Origin of the sequence: Janibacter sp. GS2, from assembly GCF_051200835.1 — a bacterium.
Classification (GTDB): domain Bacteria; phylum Actinomycetota; class Actinomycetes; order Actinomycetales; family Dermatophilaceae; genus Janibacter.
In genome coordinates this window covers 2,981,607-3,006,859 of the sequence record NZ_CP195161.1, presented here as the reverse complement: position 1 = coordinate 3,006,859, position 25,253 = coordinate 2,981,607, and the positions used below count along the sequence as shown (strand labels likewise).

Below are 25,253 nucleotides of genomic sequence, written 5' to 3'. Positions count from 1 at the left end.
TCGTGACGTCGCAACCCCGCACCATGTCCTCTGCCTCCCCCTCCCGGCGGACGACAGCACCACCGATGACCGTCACGGCGGTCCTCGTGGCTCGCACCAGGGAAGGGACCGGTCAGACCCTCCGCGCCCTCCTCGCGCAGGATCGACGCCCTGACCGACTGCTCCTGGTCGACGGCGCACTCGACGGCCTCGGTGACACCAGCGATCTCCTCGCGCCGGTGGACCAGGCCGGGATCGACGTCCTCACCACGACCCTCGGCCCCCGTCGTGGCGTGCGCCGGATCCTCCCGGCGATGATCGACAACCTGCCGCGCACCACCGTCGGGCGAGATCTCGTCTGGGTGCTCACCTCCCGCAGCCGACCCCACCCCGAGGCCCTGCGTCGCCTCGTGGCCGCGAGTGGTCGGGGCGTGGGCATGGCCACGCCCAAGCTCGTGGACGAGGACGACCCGACACGCATCGTGCGGCTCGGCCTCCAGGTCACCCGCACCGGGCGGATCGTCCCGGAGCCGCGGGCCGGCACGACCGATCAGGGCCAGTACGACGGTGACGTCGACGCCATCGCCGCCCCGCTCGAGGGGCTGCTCGTCGACCGGGAGACCTTCGATCGTCTCGACGGCCACGACCCGACACTCGGCGACTTCGGCGGCGATCTCGACCTCGGTTGGCGCTCCCAGCGGGCCGGGCGTCGCGTCGTGCTCGTCCCGACGGCCGCAGTCGCGATCGCGCCGACCACGGCGGACCGCCACCCCACGACGGCCCACCGTCGCCAGGCCCGACGTGCGGCCCTGACCCGCGCGCACGTTCTGGTCGCCCCCTTCCTCGCCCTGTGGGTGGCCCTGAGCAGCGTCCTCGGGGGCCTCGCCCTCATCGGCCTCAAACGCCCGGCCATGGGCGCTGCGGAGCTGACGAGCGTCCCGGCGGTCTTCGACCCGCGCCTGCTGCGCTCCCGGCTGCGGGGGCGGGCGCCGCGCGAGGTGGGCCGGGACGACCTCGAGTCGCTCTTCGTCACCCCCCGGGCCGCCCGCCACCGTCTCGCCGACGAGGGCCGCGGGTCCGTCGGCCGGGACGACGGCGTCGCCGCTCGCTCGTTGGAGACCGAAGGCAGGGGGCGCCTGCTCGGACATCCCCTCCTGTGGCTCACCATCGCCGCCACCGTCATGTCCGCCTGGGCCGCGCGCTCCATCACCGGCGAGCTGCGCCACCGGGCCGACGCCGGCCTGGTCGGCGGTGAGCTCCTCGGTGGCCGGGCCACGGGCGGCCAGCTGTGGGACGCGTGGTGGATGGCCTGGCACGGCCAGGGCTGGGGCAACGGCATCGAGCAGTCCCCCGCGGTCGCGGTCCTCGCCGGCCTGAGTGCGGTCGTCGGCTGGGTCCCGGGTCTCGGCTCGGCCGACTCACCCGCCGGGATCGTGCTGTCGGTGGTCGTCATCCTCGCCCTCCCGCTGGCCGCGGTCGTGGCCTGGTCGAGCGCCGCGACCTTCACCGAGCGCCGGTGGGTGCGTGCCGTCGCCGCGCTCGCCTGGGTGACCTCTGCCCCGGCCGCGCTCGCGGTGGGCGAAGGGCGGATCGGCGCCCTTCTCGTCCTCGTCCTCCTGCCCCGGGTCGCCGCCGGTCTCGTCCGCGTCGGACGGCGACACACCCCCTTCAGCGATGCCGTGCGCACCGCCCTCTGGGGCACCCTGCTCGGCACGGTCGCGCCGGTCGCCGGGGTCGTCGTCGTCCTCGTCGGGCTGGCCCACCTCCTCCTGGGGAGCGCCGCCCAGCGCGCCCGCGGCATCGTGCTGTGCCTCACCCCCGTGCTTCTCGCGGGCCCCTGGCTGCTCACCCTCAAGGCCGACCCGCGGCGGCTGCTGGCCGGGTGGGGGCTCACGGACACCCCCGTCGACCTCCCGCCGTGGGAGCTCGCGCTCGGGCAGCTGCCCGGCGGGGCGGCCACGACGTGGTGGACGGCGGGCATCCTCGCCGTCGGGCTGCTCGCCCTCCTGGTCCCCGGCGCGCGTCGCGCCTCCTGGGGTGCTGCCGGGTTCGCCGTCGTCGGCCTCGTCTGGGCCGTGGGTGCCCCGCACCTGGTCATCGGTCACGCGTCCGCCGGCACCGCCGACGCCGGGACCGCGCTCACCCCGTGGGCGGGCCTGGGGCAGCTCGTCGTCATCGGCGCCGCGCTCACCGCCGTGCTGCTGGTCGCCGACGTCCTGCCGGACACGCTGCGCCACGGTGGCCGCCGATCTCTCCTTGCCGTGCCCGTCCTCGCCCTGGCGGTCGCGGCCGTGGGCAGCGGAGTCGTCGTCGGTCAGCACTCCTACGGTGATGAGCTGACGACCTGGCGTGATGCCCGCCCGCTGGTGGCGATCTCCGCGGCGGAGGGGGAGACGGCCGCTCGCGCCCTCGTCGTCGAGTCCACGGACGAGGGCCTGCGCTACCAGTTGGTCGGCGACGAGCCGGGCGACCTCGTCCGGGACCTCCCGCTGCAGCAACCGCCCGTCCCGGGAGAGGAGGAGGTGGCCGGAGCAGTGGCCCAGGTCCTCGGCCAGGGGGAGGGCACGCGCGACCCCGCGGACATCCTCGCCGAGCACGGGGTGTCCCACCTCGTCGTCGTCGAGCCCACCGAGGCAAGTCGTCGTCTCGTGGACGCGTCCTCCGGTCTGGCCCGCCTCGGCTCGAGTGCCGGCACGACCACCTGGGCCGTGCGCTCGCCGGTCACCGACGGCTCCACGCCGTCGCGGGCCCGGATGACGACCGATGACTCCAGCGACCCCCTTCGCGGCACGGGGGCACACGCCGACACCCACGGACCCGTCGATGCCCCCCGCGGCGAGCGCCTGACCGTGGCCGAGTCGCTCGACTGGAGCGATCGCGTGCAGGTACGTGCCGACGGCGAGTTGCTGCAGGCCGGCACCCACAGCGCGGTGCCCACCTACGACGTGCCGGAGGGGACCGACGAGGTGAGCATCGACGTCGGGGCCGGGCACCTGCCCTGGAAGCTGATCCAGGGGCTCGCCCTCCTGCTCGCGCTCTACCTCGCCCTGCCCACCGAGCGGCGCCCCGACCTCGAGGACGAGGAGCAGATCCGATGACCCGCACCTGGACCCAGCCGGTCGCCCGCGTCGCCGCCGTCGGCGGTCTCGCTGCTGCAGTGGTGCTCGGGGCGGATCGTCTCGGATCGGTCTCCGCAGGAACCTCGCCGGCCCCGACGGCAGAGCGGGTTGCCGCGACGAGCGCCACGGACTACTGCCCGGGGGACCCCTTCGCTGCGGACGGTGACGACGAGTCCCCGGTCGAGGTGACCGGCTCCGTCTCCGTGCAGGCTGCTCCTGACGAGGTGCTCGACGGGGTCATCACCCCGCCGGACGAGCCCGGCCGAGTCACCCTGTCCTCCTTGTCCGGTCCGCCCTCCACCGCCGACGAGAAGCCCGCCAGCGGCCCGACGTCCGAGACGAGCGACGAGCTCGGCGACCCCGTGATGGCTCGGGGGACGCAGGAGCGCGCCCCCGGTCTGGTGTCCGGGCAGGCCCTCCTGGCCGGTGGCGAGCAGGCGAGCGGGCTCGCGGCCCTGCCGTGCACCAAGCCGACCGCTGACGCCTGGCTCATCGCCGGCGGCGGGGAGAAGGGGCGCCAGGAGCACCTGGTCGTGACCAACCCGGGTGGCAATGCGGTCAACGCCCGGATCGACGTGCTCGGCGCGAAGGGGGATGACACCGACCGGTCCGTCGTCGTCCCGGCCCACGGCCGCAGCGTCGTCCTGCTCGACGGGATCGGCGGGACGGACGACCCGCAGGCCGTGCACGTGCAGAGTGCCGGAGGACTCGTCGTCCCGACGATCGTCGACCGACACCTCGACGGTCTGACCCCGGCGGGGGTGGAGACCGTCTCCCCGACGGCAGAGCCGGCGAACCGTCAGGTCCTCCCCGCCAACGTCGACGGCGACGAGCGCGGCATGGTCATCGCAGCTCCCGGGGACAGCGACGCGGTCGTCGAGATCCGTCGGGTCGGCACCGGGGGTTCCCGCGGCGCGAAGGTGGTGACCGTCCCGGCGGGCGAGGTCGTCGACGTCGAGCTCCCGGAGGTGGACGGCGTGCACCCCTGGGTCGTCGAGTCCGACGAGCCGGTCATCGCCGCCGCCCACCTGCGCAGCGCCGGACTCGGGGGAGAGAGCGACATGTCGTGGTCGGTCGCGACCCCGGCCTTCGCCACCCTCGGTGGCGTGGCCCTCCCGGCGGAGGTCCCGAGCGATGTCCGCCGCTACCTCGACGTGACCGCCGATGACGGACCGGCCGAGGCGGAGGTGCTCATCCAGCGCGATGGACGCATCAGCACCGAGAAGGTCTCCCTGGAGGAGGGGCACAGTACAGCGATGCCCGTGGGTGCGGCCGAGGCCGTGTGGGTGCGCCCCACGAGCGGCTCGGTGCACGGGGCCGTCCTCCTCATCGGCCGCGAGGGCGTGGGCCGGCCCCGCGCCACGTCACTGCCCGTCCTGCCCTTGCGGGTCGCCATGCGCGACATCGACGTCGTGCACCAGCGCTGAGGTCATGACCGGCCCGGGTCGATCTCCCGAGGATCCACGCCGAGCAGGAGTGCGATCTGCTCGACCATGACGTCGTGGATGATCACGGCGTGGTCGACGCCTCGCGCCGCGGTGAGGATCGGTCGACGGTAGAGGACGATGCGCGCCGGCATCCGGCCCTCGGCGGGCCACAGCCGGGCGAGGGGGATCCCGTCCTCCCACGCAGCCGGGTCGGACGGGGGGATCTCCTCGACCGCGAACTCCACCCGCTCCCAGCGCCGCCCCAGCACCTGCCGGTAGCGGTGGGCGATGTCGATGACGAGGTGGTCGAAGGCCCGGGCGCGCGAGACCATCGCAGGGACGTCGGGCTGGGCGAGCGGCCCGCGCATCCCGCGTCCCCGACGATCCCGGTGGCGGTTCATCACCACGATCGTAGGTGCCGTGCAGGCGTGCCGGTGTTCGAGGGGGGCGCGAGCGTGACCTACCCTGCACGGGTGACTCTTTCCCGACAGTGCTCTCGTGCCGCGTGCCCGCGACCGGCTGCCGGGACCCTCACCTACGTCTACTCGGACTCCACCGTCGTGCTCGGGCCGCTGGCCACCTACGCGGAGCCGCACGCCTACGACCTGTGTGACAACCACGCCGCGCGGCTCACCGCTCCGCGCGGTTGGGACGTCGTCAGGCTGGCCACGGACCAACCGGCGCCCGCAAGCCGCGACGACCTCGTCGCGATCGCCGAGGCCGTCCGCGCCAGGCCCGCTGCGAGGACCGACTCCGAGCGCACTGCGGGCCGGCCCACGACCGCGCGGCGCGAGCCGGACAGCGTCACCGAGACCGGTCGTCGCGGTCACCTGAGGGTCCTGCGCGACCGGGACTGATCCCCCTTCCTCGCCTCGCGGCACGTGCCTGTCGACGCGAACTAGGCTGATGCGTGTGAAACCGACCCTCGCCGACTTCGTCAAGGCCTATGACGTGCGCGGGCTCGTGCCCGACCAGCTGAATGCCGAGGTGGCCCACGCCCTCGGTGCCGCCTTCGCGGAGGTGGTGGCCCAGTCCGAGGGGTCGCCGGCGGTCGTCATCGGGCACGACATGCGGCCCAGCTCGCCCGACCTCGCCGGCGCCTTCGCTCGAGGCGTCACCGCGCGTGGCGTCGACGCGATCCTCATCGGCCTCGCGAGCACCGACGGCCTCTACTACGCCAGCGGCGCCCTCGCCCTGCCCGGGGCGATGTTCACCGCGAGCCACAATCCCGCCACCTACAACGGCATCAAGTTCTGCCGTGCCGGCGCCCGACCGGTGGGGCAGGACAGCGGTCTGACCCAGGTGCGCGACCTCGCGCAGGCACACCTGGATCGCGGGGTGCGCGCCTTCGACGGTGTGACGCCCGGGAGCGTGACCCGGCGTGACGTGCTCGCGGACTACGCGGGATTCCTCCGCGGTCTCGTCGACCTCAGCGGCTCCCGACCGCTGCGGGTGAGCGTCGACGCGGGCAATGGGATGGGTGGCCTCACGGTCCCGGCCGTCCTCGGCCGCGGTGAAGGACGTGCGCCCCTGCCGCTGACCATCGACCCGATGTACTTCGAGCTCGACGGCACCTTTCCCCACCACGAGGCCAACCCACTCGACCCGAAGAACCTCATCGACCTGCAGCAGCGCGTGCGCGAGCACGGGGCGGACATCGGCCTGGCCTTCGACGGCGATGCCGACCGGTGCTTCGTCGTCGACGAGCGCGGGGACCCGATCAGCCCGAGCGCGATCACCGCGATGATCGCCCACCGGGAGATCGCCCGGGAGATCGCCGGCGGCCGGTCGGCCGGGGAGGTCGCGGTCGTGCACAACGCGATCACCTCCGCCGCCGTACCGGAGATCATCGCCGAGCAGGGCGCCCGGCCGGTCCGCACCAGGGTCGGACACTCCTTCGTCAAGGGCGTGATGAGCGAGCACGACGCCGTCTTCGGCGGTGAGCACTCAGCGCACTACTACTTCCGCGACTTCTGGTTCGCCGACACCGGCATGCTCGCCGCGATGCACGTCCTCGCCGCGCTGGGGGAGTCGGACGCACCGCTGAGCGAGGTCATGGCGCCCTTCGAGCGGTACATCGCCTCCGGCGAGATCAACTCCAGCGTCGACGACGCGAGCGACGTGACCGCGCGCGTCCGCGCGCACGTCGCGGGTCGCGACGACCTCGTGGTCGACGACCTCGACGGGCTGACCATCACCCACGGGCACACCGCTGAGGAGCCGATGTGGTGGTTCAACCTGCGAGCGAGCAACACCGAGCCGCTGCTGCGTCTGAACGTCGAGGCCGCCGATGCGGACACGATGGCGCGGGTGCGAGACGATGTCCTGATGATGATCCGGGAGACGCGATGAGTGAGTCGACGATCGAGCCGTGGCTGCGGGAGATCCTGCGTTGCCCCGAGTGCCGCGCCGAGCTGCGTGACGCCACCGGGCCGGTCGGCCAGGAGCTGGTGTGCACGGACGAGGGCTGCGGCCTGGCCTACCGCGTGGACGAGGGCATCCCCGTCCTCCTCGTCGACGAGGCCCGCCGACCGGCCTGAGGGCGACGACGATGCCTGCCTTCGACGAGACCCTGCTCGATGACGAGGGGCGTCGCCATGCCGTCGACAGCACCGACATGCTCCGTGCGCTCGCCGGAGCAGGTGCCCAGGTGCGCCGCGCCATCACGCTCACGGATGAGCACGACCTGACGCGGGTCGCCGCGGGAGATCGGCCCCGAGCGGTGCACGTCGCCGCCGTCGGCGGCTCCGAGGCCGTCTCCTCGGTCCTCGACCTGCTCATCTCGCGGACCTCCCCGGTGCTGCTCACCGCGGACGGCTCGGGGCCGTTGCCCGGATGGGTCGGCACCCTCGACCTCGTGGTCGCCATCTCCCTGTCGGGCCGGGCCGAGTGGCCGGTGAGGCAGGCGCAGGAGGCCGGACGTCGTGGCGCGCACGTGCTGACCATCGGGGCACCGGTCAGTCCGCTCGCCGACGCGGCGGCTGCCGCCCACGGCGTCCACCTGTCGATCGACCCGGGGACGGGCCATTCCCGCACCGCATTGTGGAGCCTGCTCGTGCCGGCGCTGCTCGCCGCCTCCGCCTGCGGCGTCGTCGACATCCCACGGGCGGTCCTCCTCGGCGCCGCAGACCGGCTCGACGCGCAGGCGGAGCGCTTCCGTCCGGACGCGGAGTACTTTGTCAACCCGGCCAAGTCCCTGGCCCTCGACCTCGCGGAGGTCACGCCGATCATCCTCGGCGACGGCCCGGTCACCGGGACCGCTGCACGACGCGCGAGCGCCATGCTCGCCCGCACCGCCCGCGTCCCCACGACCTGGGGTCGCCTGCCCGACGCCGCCGCCCAGGTCGTCGCCTGTCTCTCCGGTCCCCTCGCCGGGGGAGCCACCGAGGGCGACGGCCGCGACATCTTCGCCGATCCCTACCTCGACGGAGCGGTCGAGGGTCGGCTGGGGCTGCTGCTCCTGCGCGACCCCGTGCCGACCGCGAGCTCGCCCGGGTCCGAGATGGAGCGGCACAACACCGCCCAGTCGGTCGCCGATCACGCCGAGGCCACGGGCGTACGCGTCCTCGAGCACTCCGCCGCCCCCGGGCACGATGTGGAGCGCTTCGCCGATCTCGTCTCGCTCACCGACTTCACGAGCACCTATCTGGCCATCGGCCACGGGCTCGATCCTGCGACCGCACCCGGGCTCGCCGGGCTGCACCTCCCACGGAAGGCCACTGAATGATCGACGTTGACATCGCCGTGATCGGGAGCGGTTCCGGCAACAGCCTCGTCACCGAGGACCTCGCCGACCGCAGCTTCGCCCTCATCGAAGGGGGTGAGGTCTTCGGCGGCACCTGCCTCAACGTCGGCTGCATCCCGACGAAGATGTACGTCCACGTCGCCGAGGTCGCCACCGCGGTCCGTGACGGTGCCCGGCTGGGTGTCGATGCCACGCTCGAGCGCGTCCGGTTCACCGACGTGCGGGACCGGGTCTTCGGGCGAATCGACGCGATCTCGGCCGGTGGCGAGGCCTATCGGCGCGACGGTGGGCAGACCGAACTGCTGCGCGGCCACGCCCGATTCACCGGCCCGCGCACCCTCCACGTGGACCTGGCCGGTGGTGGCACGCAGGAGGTGCGCGCCGGGCAGGTCGTCATCGCGGCCGGGTCGCACCCGAGCACCCCCGACGACCTGGCCGCGGCCGCGCGCCGGGAGGAGATTACGCTCCACACCTCGGACACGGTGATGCGCCTGCCGGAGCTGCCCGAGCGGGTGCTCGTCGTCGGCGGGGGGTACATCGCTGCGGAGATGGCGCACATCTTCTCCGCCTTCGGCAGCCGCGTCACCGTCGCGGCCCGCGGGCCGGCCCTCCTGCGTCACCTCGACGAGGAGATCGTCACTGCCTTCACCGCCCGAGCGCGCGAGCAGTGGGACGTGCGCACCTCGACGACGGTCACCGACCTCCACCGGGGCGAAGGGGGCGTCACCGCCACCCTGTCGGACGGCAGCGACGTGGTCGTCGACGTCGTCCTCGTCGCCACCGGACGCCGCCCGAGCACGGACGGTCTCGGGCTCGAGGCCGCCGGCATCGCGACCCACGACGACGGCCGGGTCGTCGTCGACGCCCACGGCCGCACCGCGGTCGACGGGGTGTGGGCCCTCGGGGACGTCTCCTCCCCCTTCCAGCTCAAGCACGTCGCCAACCAGGAGGCCCGCGTCGTCGCGCACAACCTCGCCCACCCCGAGGACCTGCAGGCCTTCGCGCACGAGGTCGTACCTGCCGCGGTCTTCAGCCACCCGCAGATCGCGACGGTCGGGCTCACCGAGGTGGAGGCGCGGGAGGCGGGGCACGACGTGACCACCTACACCCAGCAGTACGGGGACACCGCCTACGGCTGGGCCATGGAGGACACGACGAGCCTGTGCAAGGTGGTGGCCGACCGCACGAGCGGGCGCCTGCTCGGCGGTCACCTCATCGGGCCGGAGGCGTCGACGCTCATCCAGCCGCTCGTGCAGGCCATGTCGCTGGCGGAGCGGATCGTCGATGTCACGCGGCGGCAGTACTGGATCCACCCGGCGCTGACCGAGGTCGTCGAGAACGCCCTCCTCGGCCTCGACCTCAACCCGAGCGAGGACACGCCGGAGTTCCCGGCGCACGCCGCCCGCCACGCCGAAGCCCACTGATGAGCGGGGGCCTGGTCGCGCTGCTCGACGACATCTCGGTCCTGGCGCGAGCGGCGGCCGCCTCCATCGACGACGTCGGTACGGCCGCTGGCCGGGCGAGCACCAAGGCTGCCGGCGTGGTCGTCGACGACACCGCCGTCACGCCTCGTTACGTGGAGGGGCTGGACCCCAAGCGCGAGCTGCCGATCATCAAGCGGATCACCATCGGCTCGTTGCGCAACAAGCTGCTCTTCATCGTCCCCGCGATCCTGCTGCTCAACGCCTTCCTGCCGTGGGCGCTCTCGCCCCTGCTCATGCTCGGCGGCACCTACCTGTGCTTCGAGGGAGCGGAGAAGGTCTGGGAGAAGCTCGCCGGTCACGCTCCCGCGGCGGGCGAGGAGAAGCAGGCCGCGGATGAGGACCAGATCGTCAAGGGTGCGGTGACCACCGACTTCATCCTCTCGGCCGAGATCATGGTCATCTCCCTCAAGGCGGTCCTCGACGAGGGGCTCAACGGCTCCTTCTGGTACCTGCTCGTCGTCCTCGTCATCGTGGCGATCTTCATCACGCTGCTCGTGTACGGCACCGTCGGTCTCATCGTGAAGATGGACGACATCGGACTCGCCCTGAGCAGGCGCGAGTCCGGGCTGTCGCAGACGATCGGCCGCGGGCTGGTCCAGGGCATGCCGAAGCTGCTCGCCGTGCTCTCGGTCGTCGGCGTCGCCGCGATGCTCTGGGTCGGCGGTCACATCATCCTCGTCGGCCTCTCCGAGGACCCGATCGGCTGGACCGTGCCCTACGACGTCGTCCACCACATGGAGGAGGCCGTGCACGGTGCCACCGGGGCGCTCGGTGGTCTCCTCGGGTGGGTGACCAACACCGTCGCCTCCGCGGTCCTCGGCGCCGCCGTCGGGGCGGTCGTCGTGGCGATCATGCACGTCCTCCCCTTCGGCGCACCGTCCGAAGGGGAGGACGTCGCCGCCCACTGAGGACGGGTGGTGGACGACCTGCACGGCGGCTGAGTCCCGCTACTCATCCGGTTCGGCGGCGCGGGCGGCAGGCTGGAGGACATGAGTTCTCCCGCGCTGACGACCCTGCGCCTCCTGGTCGGCGTCGCCCTGGTCATCACCGTCCTGGTGGCACTGGCTGCCGTGCCGATGATCGTGGCCGACGAGTGGGACCACACCGACGACTGGGACGGGCTGGGGACGTTCTTCGGCCTGCTCGCCCTCGCGGCGGCGGTGCCGGCGGCGGCCCTGCTGTCCCTGACCCGTGTGCTGCTGCGTCGTCGTGTCCGGGCCGGCCTCGTGCTCACCGGCGTCTGCGGCGTGAGTCTGATGGTCACCGGTGTCGTGGTGGGTACCCACCTGCAGGAGTGGTGGAGCGCCCTCCCCGTCGGGGCCGTCCTCACTGCCCTCACCGCCATCGCCTGGACCCGGACAGCTCGCGTCCCACCCCCTTCGCCCGCGAGTGACGTCGCTCCTCGGGCCCGGACCTGACCGAGGTCCTGCGGTGGTGCCCACCGACCTGCGGCCACCTACACTGGGAGGCGCCGGCGTGGGTGATGTCCCGCGAGAGCCCAGAAGGGCCGCGCCGGGTTCGCTTCCCACATGTCACGAGGAGATCCACCTTGTCCTTCGACTACACGGTCGCCGACCTGGGCCTCGCCGAGGCCGGCCGTCACCAGATCCGCCTGGCCGAGCACGAGATGCCCGGCCTGATGAGCATCCGCAACGAATACGCGAGTGAGCGCCCGCTCGAGGGGGCGAAGATCGCCGGCTCGTTGCACATGACGGTGCAGACCGCGGTCCTCATCGAGACCCTCACGGCCCTCGGCGCACAGGTGCGCTGGGCCAGCTGCAACATCTACTCCACCCAGGACGAGGCCGCTGCCGCCGTCGTGGTCGGGGTGAACGGCACCCCGGAGGACCCGCAGGGCGTCCCCGTCTTCGCCTGGAAGGGCGAGTCCCTGGAGGAGTACTGGGACTGCACCGAGCGGATCCTCACCTGGGGGGACGCCGGTGACGGCGTCGAGGGCCCGAACATGATCCTCGACGACGGCGGCGACGCCACGATGCTCGTGCACAAGGGGGCCGAGTGGGAGAAGGCCGGCCAGGTGCCGCCGACCACGGAGGACGACTCCGAGGAGTTCACCGTCTTCAAGGCGCTCGTGCGCCGCACCCTCGAGCAGGACCCGCAGAAGTGGACCACGGTGGCCGGCCGGATCAAGGGCGTCACCGAGGAGACGACGACGGGTGTCCACCGCCTCTACCAGCTGGCCGAGGCGGGGGAGCTGCTCTTCCCGGCGATCAACGTCAACGATGCGGTGACCAAGTCCAAGTTCGACAACAAGTACGGCACCCGCCACTCGGTGCTCGACGGGCTCAACCGGGCCACGGACGTCCTCGTCGGGGGCAAGGTCGCCGTCGTCGCCGGGTACGGGGACGTCGGCAAGGGTGTCTCCGCGGCACTGGCCGGGCAGGGCGCCCGCGTCGTGGTCACCGAGGTCGACCCGATCTGCGCACTGCAGGCCGCGATGGACGGCTTCCAGGTCACGACGATGGACCGGGCCGCAGAGTACGGCGACATCTTCGTCACGACCACCGGGTGCTACGACGTCATCACCGCCGCGCACATGGGCGCGATGAAGAACAAGGCGATCGTCTCCAACATCGGCCACTTCGACAACGAGATCGACATGGCCGGGCTCGCGCGCACCGAGGGGATCACCAAGACCGAGATCAAGCCGCAGGTGCACGAGTGGACCTTCGCGGGGGGCAGCAGCATCATCGTCCTGTCCGAGGGGCGCCTGATGAACCTCGGCAATGCGACCGGTCACCCCAGCTTCGTCATGAGCAACTCCTTCGCGAACCAGACGATCGCGCAGATCGAGCTCTTCGAGAAGGACGAGGAGTACGTCGACGCGGACGGCAACCCGAGCGTCACGACGCTGCCCAAGCACCTCGACGAGAAGGTCGCCCGCCTCCACCTCGACGCCCTCGGGGTCGAGCTGACCGAGCTGACCAAGGCGCAGGCCGAGTACCTCGGCGTGGACGTGGCGGGGCCGTACAAGCCGGAGCACTACCGCTACTGAGCCAGACCGCGAGGACAGGAGCGAGCGAGGTCCGCAGCGGTCGGGCGGTGACGAAGGGGGAAGGCGCACGCCTTCCCCCTTCGTCGTGCGCGGCAGGGGGTCAGTCCGGGGGCAGCAGCGTGAGGCCGACGACCGCCCCGATGATCCCGGTGATGAGCAGGACCGTGACCGCGGCGAAGGGCTCGTCACCCGAGAGGATCGCCCACGCGAGCGTCAGGCCCGCGCCGACCCCCGTCCACACCGCGTACCCGGTGCCGATGGGGATGGTGCGCACCGCGAGCCCGAGGCCGACCATGCTCGCGACCAGGGCGACGACGAAGGTCGCGGTCGCCGTCGGGTCGGTGAGTCCGCCGGAGCGACCGAGTGCAGTGGCCCAGACCGCCTCGAGCGCGGCGCTCACGAGCAGGATGACCCACGGCATGCTCAGCCCACCACCTTGAGGCCGGCGACGCAGCCGATGAGCAGGACGAGGAGCGCGATGCGGGCCCGGGAGGCGGCCTCGGCGCCGGTCGCCATGGACCACCCGACCGTGAGGGTGGCGCCGATGCCGACCCAGACGGCGTAGGCGGTGCCGGTCGGGATCTCGGTCATCGCCCGGGCCAGACCGGCCATGCTCAGGGTGAGGGAGATGACGAAGAGGATCGTGGGGCCGGGTCGGGTGAACCCCTTGGAGGCGGCGAGCGAGGTGGCCCAGACGGCCTCCAGCATCCCCGCGGCGATGAGCACGAGCCAGGACATGAGAACTCCTTGATGAGTCCGTCTTGTCGTGGTGCGGGTACGGCTCCCTCGTCCGCAGGCCCGGTCGCCGGGCCTCCCCTCCATGCTATCCGAGGGGCTCCCCGGTGGCACGTCCTGCCTGTGTGATGATGAGCGGGCAGTAAACCGCACGTGCGAAAGGGATCACCGTGAAGGGACGTGTCCTCGTCGTCGACGACGACCAGGCGCTGGCAGAGATGCTCGGGATCGTCCTGCGCAAGGAGGGCCTCGACGTCGCGCACGTCGGCGACGGCGCCCGCGCGTTGGATGCCTTCCACGAGACCCGGCCCGACCTCGTCCTCCTGGACGTCATGTTGCCGGGCATGGACGGCATCGAGATCTGCCGTCGCCTCCGGCAGGAGTCCGGGGTGCCGATCGTCATGCTCACGGCCCGCACCGACACCGTCGACGTCGTCGTGGGGCTCGAGTCCGGTGCCGATGACTACATCGTCAAGCCCTTCAAGCCCCAGGAGCTCATCGCGCGCCTGCGTGCCCGACTGCGCCGCGGCGACGAGCCGGAGCCGGAGCGGCTGACCATCGGCGACCTGACGATCGACGTGGCCGGCCACTCGGTCAAGCGTGGCGACGAACCCCTGGGTCTGACCCCGCTCGAGTTCGACCTCCTCGTCGCGCTCGCGCGCAAGCCGTGGCAGGTCTTCAGCCGTGAGATCCTCCTCGAGCAGGTGTGGGGCTACCGGCACGCCGGTGACACCCGCTTGGTCAACGTCCACGTGCAGCGCCTGCGCTCCAAGATCGAGCACGACCCCGAGGTCCCCAAGATCGTCGTCACCGTCCGCGGTGTCGGGTACAAGGCCGGGTCGGCCTGAGCATGGCCCCGGCGTCCGTCACCGAGTCCTCGGACGCGTCCGTCACCGAGAACTCGGGGACTCCGCCGAAGTCCAGGGATCGCCTGCCCGTCCGGTGCGTGCGCGCCGTGGTCGGCCTGTGGCGTCGGTCGCTGCGTTTCCGGGTGGTCACGAGCACCCTGATCCTCGGTCTCGTCGTGGTGTCGATCATCAGCCTGACGATGTACCGGTCGATCGCCGCCGGGCTCGTCGACGATCGCATCGACCTGGCCCAGTCCGAGTCCCGTCAGCTCACCGATGACGCGCAGGCCCAGTTCAACGCCTTCACCGAGCCCCCGGAGGAGCTGCCGAAGCACTCCAACACCGTGGCCAACAGCCTCAAGGCGCCGAACGGCGACGACAGCCGCTACATGATCTTCACGAGGAGCATCGACAACGACTCGGACCTCAGGCTCACGACGGAACAGTCGAAGGGCATCGGTCTCGAGGTCGTCCCGACCGCTCTTCGCCAGGCGGTGCGTGCCCAGCCCGAGCGTCAGCAGACGACGACGATCGAGCTGGTGCGACCCGTCGCGGACAGCGACTCGGACCCGCTGCCGGGGACACCGACCGAGACCGAGACGGTGCCGGCGGTGGTCGTCGGCTCCCAGATCGACGTTCCCGGCGCGGGGAAGTACGACCTCTACTTCATCTACCCGATGGACCAGGAGGAGGCGACGCTGGGGATCATCTCGCGGTCCTTCCTCCTCGGGGCGCTCTTCCTCATCGGTCTCGTCTCGGGCATCGCCTACGTGGTCACCAGCACGGTCGTCACCCCGGTGCGACGCGCCGCGGCGGCCGCCGAGCGCCTCTCGTCCGGGCACCTCAACGAGCGGATGTCGGCACGGGGGCAGGACGACCTCGCCCTGCTCGGTCAGTCCTTCAACGACATGGCCGACAACCTGCAGACCCAGATCCGCCAGCTCGAGGGCCTCTCGCGTGTCCAGCAACGCTTCGTCTCCGACGTCTCGCACGAGCTGCGGACTCCGTTGACGACGATCAGGATGGCGGCGGACCTGCTGCACTCCTCCCGCGACGAGATGGATCCCGTCGCCGGACGATCGGCGGAGCTGTTGCACGACGAGCTCGACCGATTCGAGGAGCTGCTCGCGGACCTGTTGGAGATCAGCCGCTACGACGCGGGGGCCGCGGTCCTCGAGCAGGACCCGATCGACATGTTCGCGGTCATCGACCGGGTCGTGCGGGCCAGTGAGTCCATCGCCGAGGCCCGGGGAAGTGACCTCATCGTCCACCGGGTCGAGGGCCAGACCCCGGTCGCCGAGGTGGACTCACGCCGGATCGAGCGCGTCCTGCGCAACCTCGTCGTCAACGCCATCGAGCACGGGGAGGGCGAGCCGGTCGAGATCTGGGTCGGGAGCGACGAGGCGGCCGTGGCCGTGCTCATCCAGGACCACGGGGTCGGTCTCAAGGCGGGGGAGGCCTCCCTCGTCTTCAACCGGTTCTGGCGTGCTGATCCCGCCCGGACGCGGACCACCGGCGGCTCCGGGCTCGGGCTGGCGATCGCGCTCGAGGACGCCCGTCTGCACCACGGCTGGTTGCAGGCGTGGGGAGAGCCGGGTGAGGGCTCTCGCTTCCGGCTCACCGTCCCCCGCGTTGCGGGAGGCACCCTGACCGCCTCGCCGCTGCCGTTGACACCCCGCGAGGGTGAGCTGCGGGCGGAGGCGACATGAGCCCGAGGAAGGGAGTGACCCGCCGCAGCGCCCTCGGCCTCGCCGCCGTCGGTGCTCTGGCCGGGTGCGGTCTGGACACCGACCTGCAGGTCACCCCCGGGCTCAAGGTCGACGGGCCCTTGGCCGACCCCCTCCTGCGGACGCCGAACGGCCCGAAGGAGGGGGCCGGGCCGGTGGAGATCATCCGCGGCTTCATCCATGCCGGCTCCACGAGTGGTCAGGGCCTGGACGTCACGCGGACCTTCCTCACCGACGCTCTGGCCGAGGCGTGGATCCCGGACAGCCAGACGGTGGTGTACGCGGGCAACGACCCGCGGGTCACCCGGACGAAGGGGCGGGAGAACACCTACGAGGTCAGGGCGCGGGTCCTCGCGACGATCGACTCGGTCGGGCGCTACTCCGTGGCGCCGCCCAACCTCTGGGAGACCTTCGAGTTCGAGATGACCCGGGTCGAGGGCGAATGGCGTATCGACCAGATGGAGGACGGTTTCGGCCGGCTGCTGGAGGAGCCGGAGGTGGGCTACATCTTCCGTGACTACCCCGTGCACTTTCCGGCGATCGGCTGGAATGCCCTGGTCGTGGATCAGCGGTGGTTCCCCCAGGACCAGCTCGCGACCCGCCTCGTGCGGGCCCAGCTGGGAGGGGTCCCGGAGTACCTCGAGGACGCCGTCTCGAGCGACACCGGTGCGAAGCTGCTCGTGGATGCGGTTCCCGTCCGCAGCGGAGTGGCCCAGGTCGACCTCGATCGGGAATCCGTCGCCGACGATGCCACCACGCGCAAGCAGCTGGCGGCCCAGCTCGTCGCGACCTTGATGTCGGTGCCCGCGGTCACGGAGGTCGCCATCACCCTGTCGGGCAACGCCCTGGACGTCGGTGTCGAGGAGCCGCTGACCACTCCGGAGCAGTTCGGCTTCGTGGACCGGTCCCAGACGAATGCGCCGGAGGTGCTCGCACGCCGTGGCACCAAGGTCGCCCCCGCCACCGGCGGGCTCTCGTCGGTGACGGCCACGACGATGCGGAAGGCGCGATCGCCCTTCGAACCGATCCCGGAGTCGTCCCGCCTGCTCGGCCTACGGCCGGACGCCAAGGAGATCGCGGCGGTCAACGGTCGTCGGCGGGAGATCGCTCGCCACCGGGACGACGGCACGGTCGTCGACGTACCCCCCTTCGCGGCGGACATGACCCGTCCCTGCTACGACTACGGTGGGGTTCTCTGGGTCGGTGGTCTGGGGCTGGGCCGCGAGGACGGACACCGTCTGTGGGCGATCAATGCCACGGTGGACCCCGACGATGTCGAGGCCGCAGCGCCACAGCACATCCCTGCCCCGTGGCTCGGTGAACGTTTCGTCGTCGCTGCCGTCGTCGCCCCCGAGGGGAGCCGGATCGCCGTGATCTCGGAGGAGCGGCGGGGGACCGGCAGCACCCTCGAGGTCTCGGGGGTGGCCCGCCGGGCCAATGGTCTGCCGACGAAGACGTCACCTCACGCCATCCGCATCGCGTCGGACCTCGTGGAGATGATCGATGCCGTGTGGGTCGGGCAGTCCACGCTCGCCGTGCTCGGTCGGCGGGACAAGCAGTCCGAGATGCAGCCCTACCTCGTCGACGTCGGTGGTCGGGTCACCGCCATGGCCCCGCGTCCGGGGATGGAGCTGGTGACGACCACCGGCGACGAGCAGGACGTCGTGCTCGTGAGCAAGGGCGGTCAGGTCGTGCAGCGGGCCGGCGGACGCTGGCAGAAGCTCACACCGATCACCGGAGTGGTCACGGCTGGGATCTGACCGGTTCGTCCACATCCGGACCGCAGGCAGGAGGCCTGTCCACGGTTTCCGGCGCGTGACGACCACGGGTCGAGGGCACCGCCAGGCTGCACCCGTGGGTGTCACCGGACTGGGGAGGGCGCTGGCGGCCGCCGGCGACCTCGTCCTGCCACGCGCCTGCGCGGCATGTGGGCGTCCGGGCGCGATCATCTGTCCGCGGTGTCGCGACGAGGTCTCGCGGCTGGCCCTGCCCACCCTCGGCCCGGTGGCGCCGTATCCGGTGCCCGTGGCCTGGCCGGGATGCACGGGGACGGTCAGCTACGAGGGTGTGACGGCGCGCCTGGCGAGAGCCTTCAAGGACGGCGATCGCCGGGACCTCGTGGATCCGCTCGGGCGGCTCCTGGCGGATGCCGTGCTCCGGGCGCTGGCGGGCGAGGCACCGGGAGACGTCCTCCTCGTGCCGGTCCCCTCCTCTCCCGCTGCCATCCGGCGAAGGGGGGACCAGCCCACCCTTCTCCTGGCCCGCCGGGCAGCCCGCGTGCTGGGTCCGGGCGTCGACGTCCGAGGAGTGCTGCGCATGGCGCGGGGTACGGCTGACCAGGCCGGCCTCGACCGAGCCGGGCGGCTGGCCAACCTGTCCGGCGCGATGAGGGCGAGTCGACCCTCCCTCGTGCGGGGCCGCCGGTGCGTGCTCGTCGATGACGTCCTCACCTCGGGAGCGACCCTGACCGAGGGCCGTCGTGCCTTGCTCTGCGCGGGTGCGGACCGGGTCGACCTGGCGGTCGCGATGGTCACCGCTCGGCGCACGGCGGTCCGGGGTCTACCTTTCCCGTCCGGTCCCGACTAGCGTGGGTTCATGGACCCCTCGTTCGACCGGATCACCGGTGTGGATCAGGGGTCGGCTGCGTTCCCGAGGACGCGTGGGCGTCGTCCCGCAGTTCCCGGAGTGGAGGTGGTGCCCCGGCAGTCGTGCCCTCGCCAGGTGTAAACCCATGCAACACCGACGTCCCAGGAGGACTCCGTGGAAATTGCCATCACCGGACGCAACGTCAACGTCTCCGATCGACTGCGGGAGTACCTCGACACGAAGCTGTCGAAGGTCCCTCAGCTCGACCCGCGCGTCCAGCGGATCGAGGTCATGGTGAGTCACGAGCCCAACCCGCGCCTGGCCAAGGTCAGCGAGCGCGTCGAGATCACGTGCCGATCCAAGGGCCCCGTGATCCGCGCCGAGGCCAGCCACGACGACCGACAGGCTGCGGTGGACCTCGCTGCGGACAAGCTCCTCGAGCGGTTGCGTCGGGCCCACGACAAGCGCAATGTGCGTCGGGGCCGTCAGCGCACCTCCGTGGCTGACGCGACCTCCGCGCTGACCGAGCCGCTGTCGGTCGAGGCGGCCGTGGACGAGGGCCACGAGGCGCCCGACCAGTTCGGCACGATCGGTGACAGCCCGGTCGAGGTCCGGGAGAAGGTCCACGAGTCCGCCCCGATGAACCTCGGCGAGGCCGTGCGCCGCATGGAGCTCGTCGGTCACGACTTCTTCCTCTTCCACGACATCGACAACGACCGGCCGAGCGTGGTCTACCGCCGCCGCGGCTGGTCCTACGGTGTCATCCACCTCGATGTGCAGAACCACATCGACGGGATCGCCCTCGACGGGGCCACCAGCAAGGCACGAGCCACCGTCTGACCCAGCTGTGACGTGGCCGAACGATGGGGTGGCCCGACTCAGGGGCTGAGCTTGCGAAGCCCAAGGGCCACCCCATCGGTTCGGCCACGGCGCCACGGTTCGGCCACGGTTCGGCCACGGCGTCCGGCCGCTCGTTCCTGCCCGCCCCGTGGACGGCTGTCGGTGCCGCAGGGCAGGGTGGCCTGGTGACCGTTCGCACCCTGCGTCTGCCCCAGGCGCGCCGGATCGCTCTGGCTGCCCAGGGCTTCGCCCGGCCACGTCCTGACCGGTCGGTGACCACCCGCGACCTCCAGCGGGTCGTCGCCACCGTCGGCCTCGTGCAGGTCGACAGCGTCAACGTCCTCGCCCGCAGCCACTACCTTCCCTTCTTCTCACGGCTCGGCCCCTACGACACCTCGCTGCTCGACCGGATGCGCGACCGCGCTCCGCGGCGGGTCGTCGAGTACTGGGCGCACGAGGCGAGCCTCATGGCACCGAGCACGTGGCCGCTCATGGAGCACCCGCGGATGCGCCGGGCGAGCGACGGCTCGTGGGGCGGCATGAGGCGGGTGGCGCAGGAGCACCCGGACCTCGTCGCAGCCGTCCTCGAGGAGGTCACCTCGGGACCTCCTCGCACACCTCGACAGCTCGCGGCCGACCTCGGTCATGACCACGAGCGGTCCAGCCAGCACTGGGGGTGGAACTGGTCGTTGACCAAGCTCGCCCTCGAGTACCTGTTCTGGGCCGGTCGGATCTCCTCCGCGGGGCGGACGGCGCAGTTCGAGCGGCGGTACGCGGCACTGGAGCGGGTGGTGCCGACGAAGGATGCCCCACTGTGGCTCGACCCCGCGGCTCGCCCGTCCGCCGAGGAGGCGTACACCGAGCTGGTCCGGATCTCGGCCACGGCGATGGGCGTGGCGACGGAGACCGACCTCGCGGACTACTTCCGCCTGCAGCGCACACACGTGCGTCCGGCCATAGCCGCCCTCGTGGCGGCGGGGGAGCTGGAGCCGGTCCGGGTCGAGGGCTGGACCAAGGACGCGTGGGTACACGCGGCGGCCAGACGGCCACGCCGGGTCCGTGCGCGGGCGCTGGTCTCTCCCTTCGACAGTCTCGTGTGGCACCGACCACGCGCCGAGGCGCTCTTCGACTTCCACTACCGGCTCGAGATCTACACCCCGGCCGAGAAGCGGGTCTTCGGCTACTACGTCCTCCCCTTCCTCCTCGGTGAGGACCTCGTGGGACGGGTCGACCTCAAGGCGGATCGTGCCGCGGGCGTGCTGCGGGCCCGCCAGGTCTCCTGGGAGCCCGGCCGGGGAGGCGCCGTCGACCGGACCGAGCTGGCCGCCGAGCTGGACCTCATGGCGGGATGGCTCGGTCTGGACGGTGTGGTCGACGGGGGGTGATCGGGTGCCCGCTCGGTCGCAGGGGCCATGAGCGATTAGCCTGTGCAAAGACTGCTCCGGGCAGCGGCAGCATGCTGCACCGGTGTCGACCACGTCAGGAGCTGAAGTTCGTTGAAGATCGTCGAGCGCATTCTCCGCGCCGGAGAGGGCCGCATGCTCAAGCGGCTCGAGGGCATCGCTACCCAGGTCAATGCCATCGAGGAGGACCTCGCGAAGCTCACCGACGCCGAGCTGCGCGCGGAGACCGATGTCTTCCGCAAGCGGCTCGAGGACGGCGAGACGCTCGACGACCTCCTGCCCGAGGCCTTTGCCGCGGTGCGTGAGGCGTCCGGCCGCACGATCGGCAAGCGGCACTTCGATGTGCAGATCATGGGTGGCGCGGCCCTGCACATGGGCAATGTCGCGGAGATGAAGACCGGTGAGGGCAAGACCCTCGTCGCGACCCTCCCGTCCTACCTCAACGCCCTCGCGGGCAAGGGCGTGCACGTCATCACCGTCAACGACTACCTCGCCGAGTACCAGGCCGAGCTCATGGGTCGCGTCCACCGCGCCCTCGGGCTCGAGACCGGCGTGATCCTCTCGTCGATGACCCCGGCGCAGCGGCGGGCGGAGTACGCGAAGGACATCACCTACGGCACGAACAACGAGTTCGGCTTCGACTACCTGCGCGACAACATGGCGTGGAACACCGACGAACTCGTCCAGCGCGGTCACAACTTCGCCATCGTCGACGAAGTCGACTCGATCCTCATCGACGAGGCCCGTACCCCCCTGATCATCTCCGGGCCGGCCGACCAGCCGACGAAGTGGTACTCCGAGTTCGCCAAGATGGTTCGCAGGCTCGAGAAGGGGCACGGAGCCGACCTGCTGAAGGGCATCGAGGCCGAGGGCGACTACGAGGTCGACGAGAAGAAGCGCACCGTCGGGATCCTCGAGCCGGGGATCGAGAAGATCGAGGACCTCCTGGGGATCGACAACCTCTACGAGAGCGTGAACACCCCGCTCATCGGCTACCTCAACAACGCCATCAAGGCCAAGGAGCTGTTCACCCGCGACAAGGACTACGTCGTCCTGGACGGCGAGGTGCTCATCGTCGACGAGCACACCGGCCGCATGCTCGCCGGTCGTCGCTACAACGAGGGGATGCACCAGGCCATCGAGGCCAAGGAGGGGGTGCAGATCAAGAACGAGAACCAGACCCTCGCGACGATCACCCTCCAGAACTACTTCCGGATGTACGAGACGCTCTCCGGCATGACCGGTACGGCACAGACCGAGGCCGGGGAGCTCAACTCGATCTACGGCCTCGGTGTCGTGCCGATCCGCACGAACAAGCCGATGATCCGCATGGATCAGGCGGACCTCGTCTACCGCACGGAGGCGGCGAAGTTCAGCGCCGTCGTCGACGACATCGTCGAGCGGCACGAGGAGGGCCAGCCGGTCCTCGTGGGGACGACGAGCGTCGAGAAGAGCGAGTACCTCTCCCAGGAGCTGAAGAAGCGCGGTATCCGGCACGAGGTCCTCAACGCGAAGCACCACGAACGTGAGGCCGCGATCGTCGCCGACGCCGGTCGCAAGGGTGCGGTCACCGTCGCGACGAACATGGCCGGGCGAGGGACCGACATCATGCTCGGCGGCAACCCGGAGTTCCGCGCCGTCGCCGAGCTGCGGGCACGGGGGCTCGACCCGGAGGAGACCCCGGAGGACTACGAGGAAGCCTGGGACGCGGCGCTCGCTGCGGCCGAGGAGGCCGTCGAGGCCGAGCACGAGGAGGTCACCGAGGCCGGTGGGCTCTACGTGTTGGGTACCGAGCGGCACGAGTCGCGTCGTATCGACAACCAGTTGCGCGGTCGTTCCGGCCGTCAGGGTGACCCGGGTGAGTCGCGGTTCTACCTCTCGCTCGAGGACAACCTCATGCGGTTGTTCAACGCCGGCTTCGTCGACCGGGTCATGACGACCGCGAAGATCGATGACGAGACGCCGATCGCCGGCAAGATGCTCACGAGGTCCATCGAAGGGGCGCAGAGCCAGCTCGAGGGTCAGAACTACGAGACGCGCAAGAACGTCCTCAAGTACGACGACGTCCTCAACCGCCAGCGCACGGTCGTCTACGACGAGCGTCGTCGTGTCCTCAAGGGCGAGGACCTCGAGGAGCAGGTGCGTCACTTCATGACCGATGTCGTGGGTGGGTACGTCGACGCCGAGACCGCGAGCGGGTTCTCCGAGGACTGGGACCTCGACCGCCTCTTCACGGCGATCACGGCGATCTACCCGGTCGGCCTGGACCAGCGTGACCTCGTCGAGTCCGCCGGAGGGCTGTCCCAGCTGAACGCCGTGAACCTGCGCGAGGAGATCGTCACCGACATCCACGAGGCGTACGACCGCCGGGAGGCCGAGCTCGGTGAGCCGGTGGCTCGTGAGCTCGAGCGTCGCGTCGTGCTGTCGGTGCTCGACCGCAAGTGGCGCGAGCACCTCTACGAGATGGACTACCTCAAGGAAGGCATCGGTCTGCGCTCCATGGCCCAGCGCGACCCGCTCGTGGAGTACCAGCGCGAGGGCTTCCAGCTCTTCGAGGCGATGAACGACGCCATCAAGGAGGAGTCGGTCGGGTACCTCTTCAACAGCGAGGTCGAGGTCCCGACGATCCCCGAGTCGACGAGCGAGCCGAAGAGCGTCGACGCGCTCCTCGGCGGTGGTGGCAGGCAGGAGCGCCCCACGATCTCGGCGAAGGGTCTCGAGGACGGTTCGCGCAGTCGCGACCTGCACTACTCGGCGCCCTCCGAGGACGGCGGTGTCGAGGAGCGCGACGGCAGCGGCTCGTCCTCGAGTGCGGGGACGTCGCGGTCCCAGCGTCGGGCCGCAGCCAAGAAGGCGAAGAAGAAGGCGGCCAAGCAGCAGGGCTGAGGTCCGGTCGCGGAGCGCGGTCGCGAGCTCCGTGGCTCAGCCGATCTGCAGGGCCTCGACGATCCAGCGTCCGTCGCGGCCGACGAGCCGCAGGGCCAACGCGCGCACGCGAGCGCCGTCGATGAGCACGATCGAGGCCTCGGCGACGTCGGGGGCGGGTTCGCAGACCCGGGCTCGCGTGACCTTCGTGCGCTGTGCGGGGGCGCGGCTGCCGGAGCGGCGTGCCGCCCGTGACCCCCGCCGGGCGACGACGGCGTACACCTCCGGGGTGGTCCATCGCATGACCTGGCTCGGGGGCCGGACGCCGTGCATCACCTCGACGATGGCCTGGGCGATGTGCGCGGCCCACTCACGCGGACACGGCAGGTCGCAGGCGCGGGTCGGCTGGGGCCCGAAGAGCTGCTCGTCACTCGCGGCGGCGAAGTCGACGGCCAGCGCGTCCTGGACATAGGGGGCCACGCCCGAGGCGCGTTCGGCGCACCCCTGCTCATGCGTCGGGAGCGGGATCCCCGCGGGGGCGTGTCGCGGTGCCGGCAGAACCTGCACGGGCGGCAGAGCGGCGGCGGTCATGGTGGTCCCTTTCGGTGGGTGGTGGGTGTCGGGCGTCGTGGCGGGTCAGTCGGGCGACGGAGGGGTGAGGAGCGTCCCGGGGAGCAGGTGATCGGGGTCCTGGCCGATGACGGACGCGTTGGCGGCGTGCCAGCGCGGCCAGGCTCGGGCGATCTCTGCGTCGGTGGCGTCCGGCCCGAGGCTGGCCGCGGCCAGCGACCACAGGGTGTCGCCGCGCCGGACGGCGACCGCCTGCTCGTCGCCCACGGCTCGCTGCCGCCCGGTGAGCAGGTGCGGGTCGGTGCGCTCTCGCGTGATCGGCCGGCGCGGGACCCACCCCGGGCCGGGGGGTGACGCTCCGGGAGGGGACGGCAGCGAGGTGGCGCCGGGGGCGGAGGCGAAGCCCGCAGCCGGCAGTGTGGTCGGTGGTGGTCGCGACGTGCTGAAGCCCGGCCCGGGGGCGGGGTCGGTGCTGACACGGACCGCCGAGACCGCGGTGCCCGGCACGAAGGTCGCCGTGACCGAGGCTCCGAGGACGATGGCAGCCCACCGCCGCACCACCACGGGCGTGATCCGGTCGCGGGCGCGTCGGGCCGTCTCCCCGACGGCGCCGGGCAGCTCGGCTGCCACCACGAGGGCGAGACAGAGCGTGAGCCACGCCGCGATGAGCGAGCCGAGGACGGCGGCGAGCCCGGCGACCGCGCCCGCGGGGTCACTGCCGGGCGTGGTGCTCACCCGGAGCAACACGAGGCCGCCATCGGCCAGTGCCATCGTCAGGGCCGCTCCGCCGGGCAGGGCGAGGAACCCCAGGACGGTCCGTGAACGCGTCATCTCGTGCTCTCCGTCCTCGATGCCCGGTGCGTGGGATGTTGTTTGATGTCGTTTGCTGTTGTTTGATAGCAAACCACGACG

22 protein-coding genes and 1 riboswitch are annotated in these 25,253 nt (G+C 71.5%); of the genes, 17 read left to right on the top strand and 5 right to left on the bottom strand.

Annotation, left to right across the window (positions count from 1 at the left end):
- Positions 1-65 precede the first annotated feature (65 nt).
- Together ACR9E9_RS14565 and ACR9E9_RS14560 are read left to right on the top strand one after the other, a co-directional pair.
- Positions 66-3,077 carry a glycosyltransferase gene (locus tag ACR9E9_RS14565; RefSeq protein WP_435199690.1) on the top strand — a complete coding sequence of 1,004 codons (3,012 nt, stop codon included), beginning with the start codon at positions 66-68 and terminating at the stop codon, positions 3,075-3,077.
- On the top strand, positions 3,074-4,525 hold the full coding sequence (locus ACR9E9_RS14560; protein ID WP_435199688.1) for a DUF5719 family protein: 1,452 nt from the start codon (positions 3,074-3,076) through the stop codon (positions 4,523-4,525). Before ACR9E9_RS14565 ends, ACR9E9_RS14560 begins: the two co-directional genes overlap by 4 nt.
- Positions 4,526-4,527: 2 nt before the next feature.
- On the opposite strand, the gene ACR9E9_RS14555 is transcribed toward ACR9E9_RS14560, so the two are convergent.
- Positions 4,528-4,926: a metallopeptidase family protein gene (locus tag ACR9E9_RS14555; RefSeq protein WP_435199686.1), complete on the bottom strand. Its 399-nt coding sequence runs from the start codon at positions 4,924-4,926 to the stop codon at positions 4,528-4,530.
- Positions 4,927-4,998: 72 nt separating this feature from the next.
- On the opposite strand from ACR9E9_RS14555, the gene ACR9E9_RS14550 reads away from it, so the two are divergent.
- From ACR9E9_RS14550 to ahcY, 8 genes are all read left to right on the top strand, one after another.
- The gene (locus ACR9E9_RS14550; protein WP_435199684.1) at positions 4,999-5,382 is read left to right on the top strand and encodes a DUF3499 domain-containing protein; all 384 of its coding nucleotides are present in this window, start codon (positions 4,999-5,001) and stop codon (positions 5,380-5,382) included.
- 49 nt (positions 5,383-5,431) lie between these two features.
- On the top strand, positions 5,432-6,877 hold the full coding sequence (locus ACR9E9_RS14545; protein WP_435199683.1) for a phosphomannomutase/phosphoglucomutase: 1,446 nt from the start codon (positions 5,432-5,434) through the stop codon (positions 6,875-6,877).
- Positions 6,874-7,065, top strand: a complete 192-nt coding sequence (locus ACR9E9_RS14540) for a Trm112 family protein (RefSeq protein WP_435199682.1) — start codon at positions 6,874-6,876, stop codon at positions 7,063-7,065. The genes ACR9E9_RS14545 and ACR9E9_RS14540 overlap by 4 nt, the downstream gene beginning before the upstream one ends.
- Before the next feature lie 11 nt (positions 7,066-7,076).
- Positions 7,077-8,252, top strand: coding sequence for an SIS domain-containing protein (locus tag ACR9E9_RS14535; protein ID WP_435199680.1), 1,176 nt, complete (start codon positions 7,077-7,079; stop codon positions 8,250-8,252).
- A complete protein-coding gene (locus ACR9E9_RS14530; protein ID WP_435199678.1) occupies positions 8,249-9,694 on the top strand; it encodes a mycothione reductase in 1,446 nt (481 codons plus the stop codon). The genes ACR9E9_RS14535 and ACR9E9_RS14530 overlap by 4 nt, the downstream gene beginning before the upstream one ends.
- Positions 9,694-10,662, top strand: a complete 969-nt coding sequence (locus ACR9E9_RS14525) for a DUF808 domain-containing protein (protein WP_435199676.1) — start codon at positions 9,694-9,696, stop codon at positions 10,660-10,662. Before ACR9E9_RS14530 ends, ACR9E9_RS14525 begins: the two co-directional genes overlap by 1 nt.
- A gap of 81 nt (positions 10,663-10,743) precedes the next feature.
- The gene (locus ACR9E9_RS14520; RefSeq protein WP_435199674.1) at positions 10,744-11,172 is read left to right on the top strand and encodes a hypothetical protein; all 429 of its coding nucleotides are present in this window, start codon (positions 10,744-10,746) and stop codon (positions 11,170-11,172) included.
- A 131-nt stretch (positions 11,173-11,303) separates the two neighbouring features.
- Positions 11,304-12,767, top strand: a complete 1,464-nt coding sequence (ahcY, locus tag ACR9E9_RS14515; RefSeq protein ID WP_435199672.1) for an adenosylhomocysteinase — start codon at positions 11,304-11,306, stop codon at positions 12,765-12,767.
- Positions 12,768-12,867: 100 nt separating this feature from the next.
- On the opposite strand, the gene ACR9E9_RS14510 is transcribed toward ahcY, so the two are convergent.
- A complete protein-coding gene (locus ACR9E9_RS14510; RefSeq protein WP_435199670.1) occupies positions 12,868-13,188 on the bottom strand; it encodes a DMT family transporter in 321 nt (106 codons plus the stop codon).
- Between the two features lie 2 nt (positions 13,189-13,190).
- Positions 13,191-13,505, bottom strand: a complete 315-nt coding sequence (locus ACR9E9_RS14505; protein WP_435199668.1) for a DMT family transporter — start codon at positions 13,503-13,505, stop codon at positions 13,191-13,193.
- An 11-nt stretch (positions 13,506-13,516) separates the two neighbouring features.
- Positions 13,517-13,583: riboswitch (guanidine-III (ykkC-III) riboswitch) on the bottom strand.
- Between the two features lie 89 nt (positions 13,584-13,672).
- On the opposite strand from ACR9E9_RS14505, the gene mtrA reads away from it, so the two are divergent.
- The 7 genes from mtrA to secA all read left to right on the top strand — a co-directional run bounded on the left by mtrA (position 13,673) and on the right by secA (position 23,792).
- On the top strand, positions 13,673-14,350 hold the full coding sequence (gene mtrA, locus ACR9E9_RS14500) for an MtrAB system response regulator MtrA (RefSeq protein ID WP_435199666.1): 678 nt from the start codon (positions 13,673-13,675) through the stop codon (positions 14,348-14,350).
- 2 nt (positions 14,351-14,352) lie between these two features.
- On the top strand, positions 14,353-16,059 hold the full coding sequence (gene mtrB, locus ACR9E9_RS14495) for an MtrAB system histidine kinase MtrB (protein WP_435199663.1): 1,707 nt from the start codon (positions 14,353-14,355) through the stop codon (positions 16,057-16,059).
- Positions 16,056-17,837, top strand: coding sequence for a GerMN domain-containing protein (locus ACR9E9_RS14490; protein WP_435199661.1), 1,782 nt, complete (start codon positions 16,056-16,058; stop codon positions 17,835-17,837). The genes mtrB and ACR9E9_RS14490 overlap by 4 nt, the downstream gene beginning before the upstream one ends.
- Before the next feature lie 94 nt (positions 17,838-17,931).
- Positions 17,932-18,663 carry a ComF family protein gene (locus ACR9E9_RS14485; RefSeq protein WP_435199659.1) on the top strand — a complete coding sequence of 244 codons (732 nt, stop codon included), beginning with the start codon at positions 17,932-17,934 and terminating at the stop codon, positions 18,661-18,663.
- A gap of 174 nt (positions 18,664-18,837) precedes the next feature.
- Positions 18,838-19,503, top strand: coding sequence for a ribosome hibernation-promoting factor, HPF/YfiA family (gene hpf / locus ACR9E9_RS14480; RefSeq protein ID WP_435199657.1), 666 nt, complete (start codon positions 18,838-18,840; stop codon positions 19,501-19,503).
- A gap of 185 nt (positions 19,504-19,688) precedes the next feature.
- Positions 19,689-20,888 carry a winged helix-turn-helix domain-containing protein gene (locus ACR9E9_RS14475; RefSeq protein ID WP_435199655.1) on the top strand — a complete coding sequence of 400 codons (1,200 nt, stop codon included), beginning with the start codon at positions 19,689-19,691 and terminating at the stop codon, positions 20,886-20,888.
- Positions 20,889-21,041: 153 nt separating this feature from the next.
- Positions 21,042-23,792, top strand: a complete 2,751-nt coding sequence (gene secA, locus ACR9E9_RS14470) for a preprotein translocase subunit SecA (RefSeq protein WP_435199653.1) — start codon at positions 21,042-21,044, stop codon at positions 23,790-23,792.
- A gap of 36 nt (positions 23,793-23,828) precedes the next feature.
- Here secA and ACR9E9_RS14465 read toward each other — a convergent pair whose 3' ends face one another.
- Complete coding sequence (locus ACR9E9_RS14465; RefSeq protein WP_435199651.1) at positions 23,829-24,362, bottom strand: Rv3235 family protein; 534 nt, start codon at positions 24,360-24,362, stop codon at positions 23,829-23,831.
- Positions 24,363-24,407: 45 nt separating this feature from the next.
- On the bottom strand, positions 24,408-25,172 hold the full coding sequence (locus tag ACR9E9_RS14460) for a LysM peptidoglycan-binding domain-containing protein (RefSeq protein WP_435199649.1): 765 nt from the start codon (positions 25,170-25,172) through the stop codon (positions 24,408-24,410).
- Positions 25,173-25,253 lie beyond the last annotated feature (81 nt).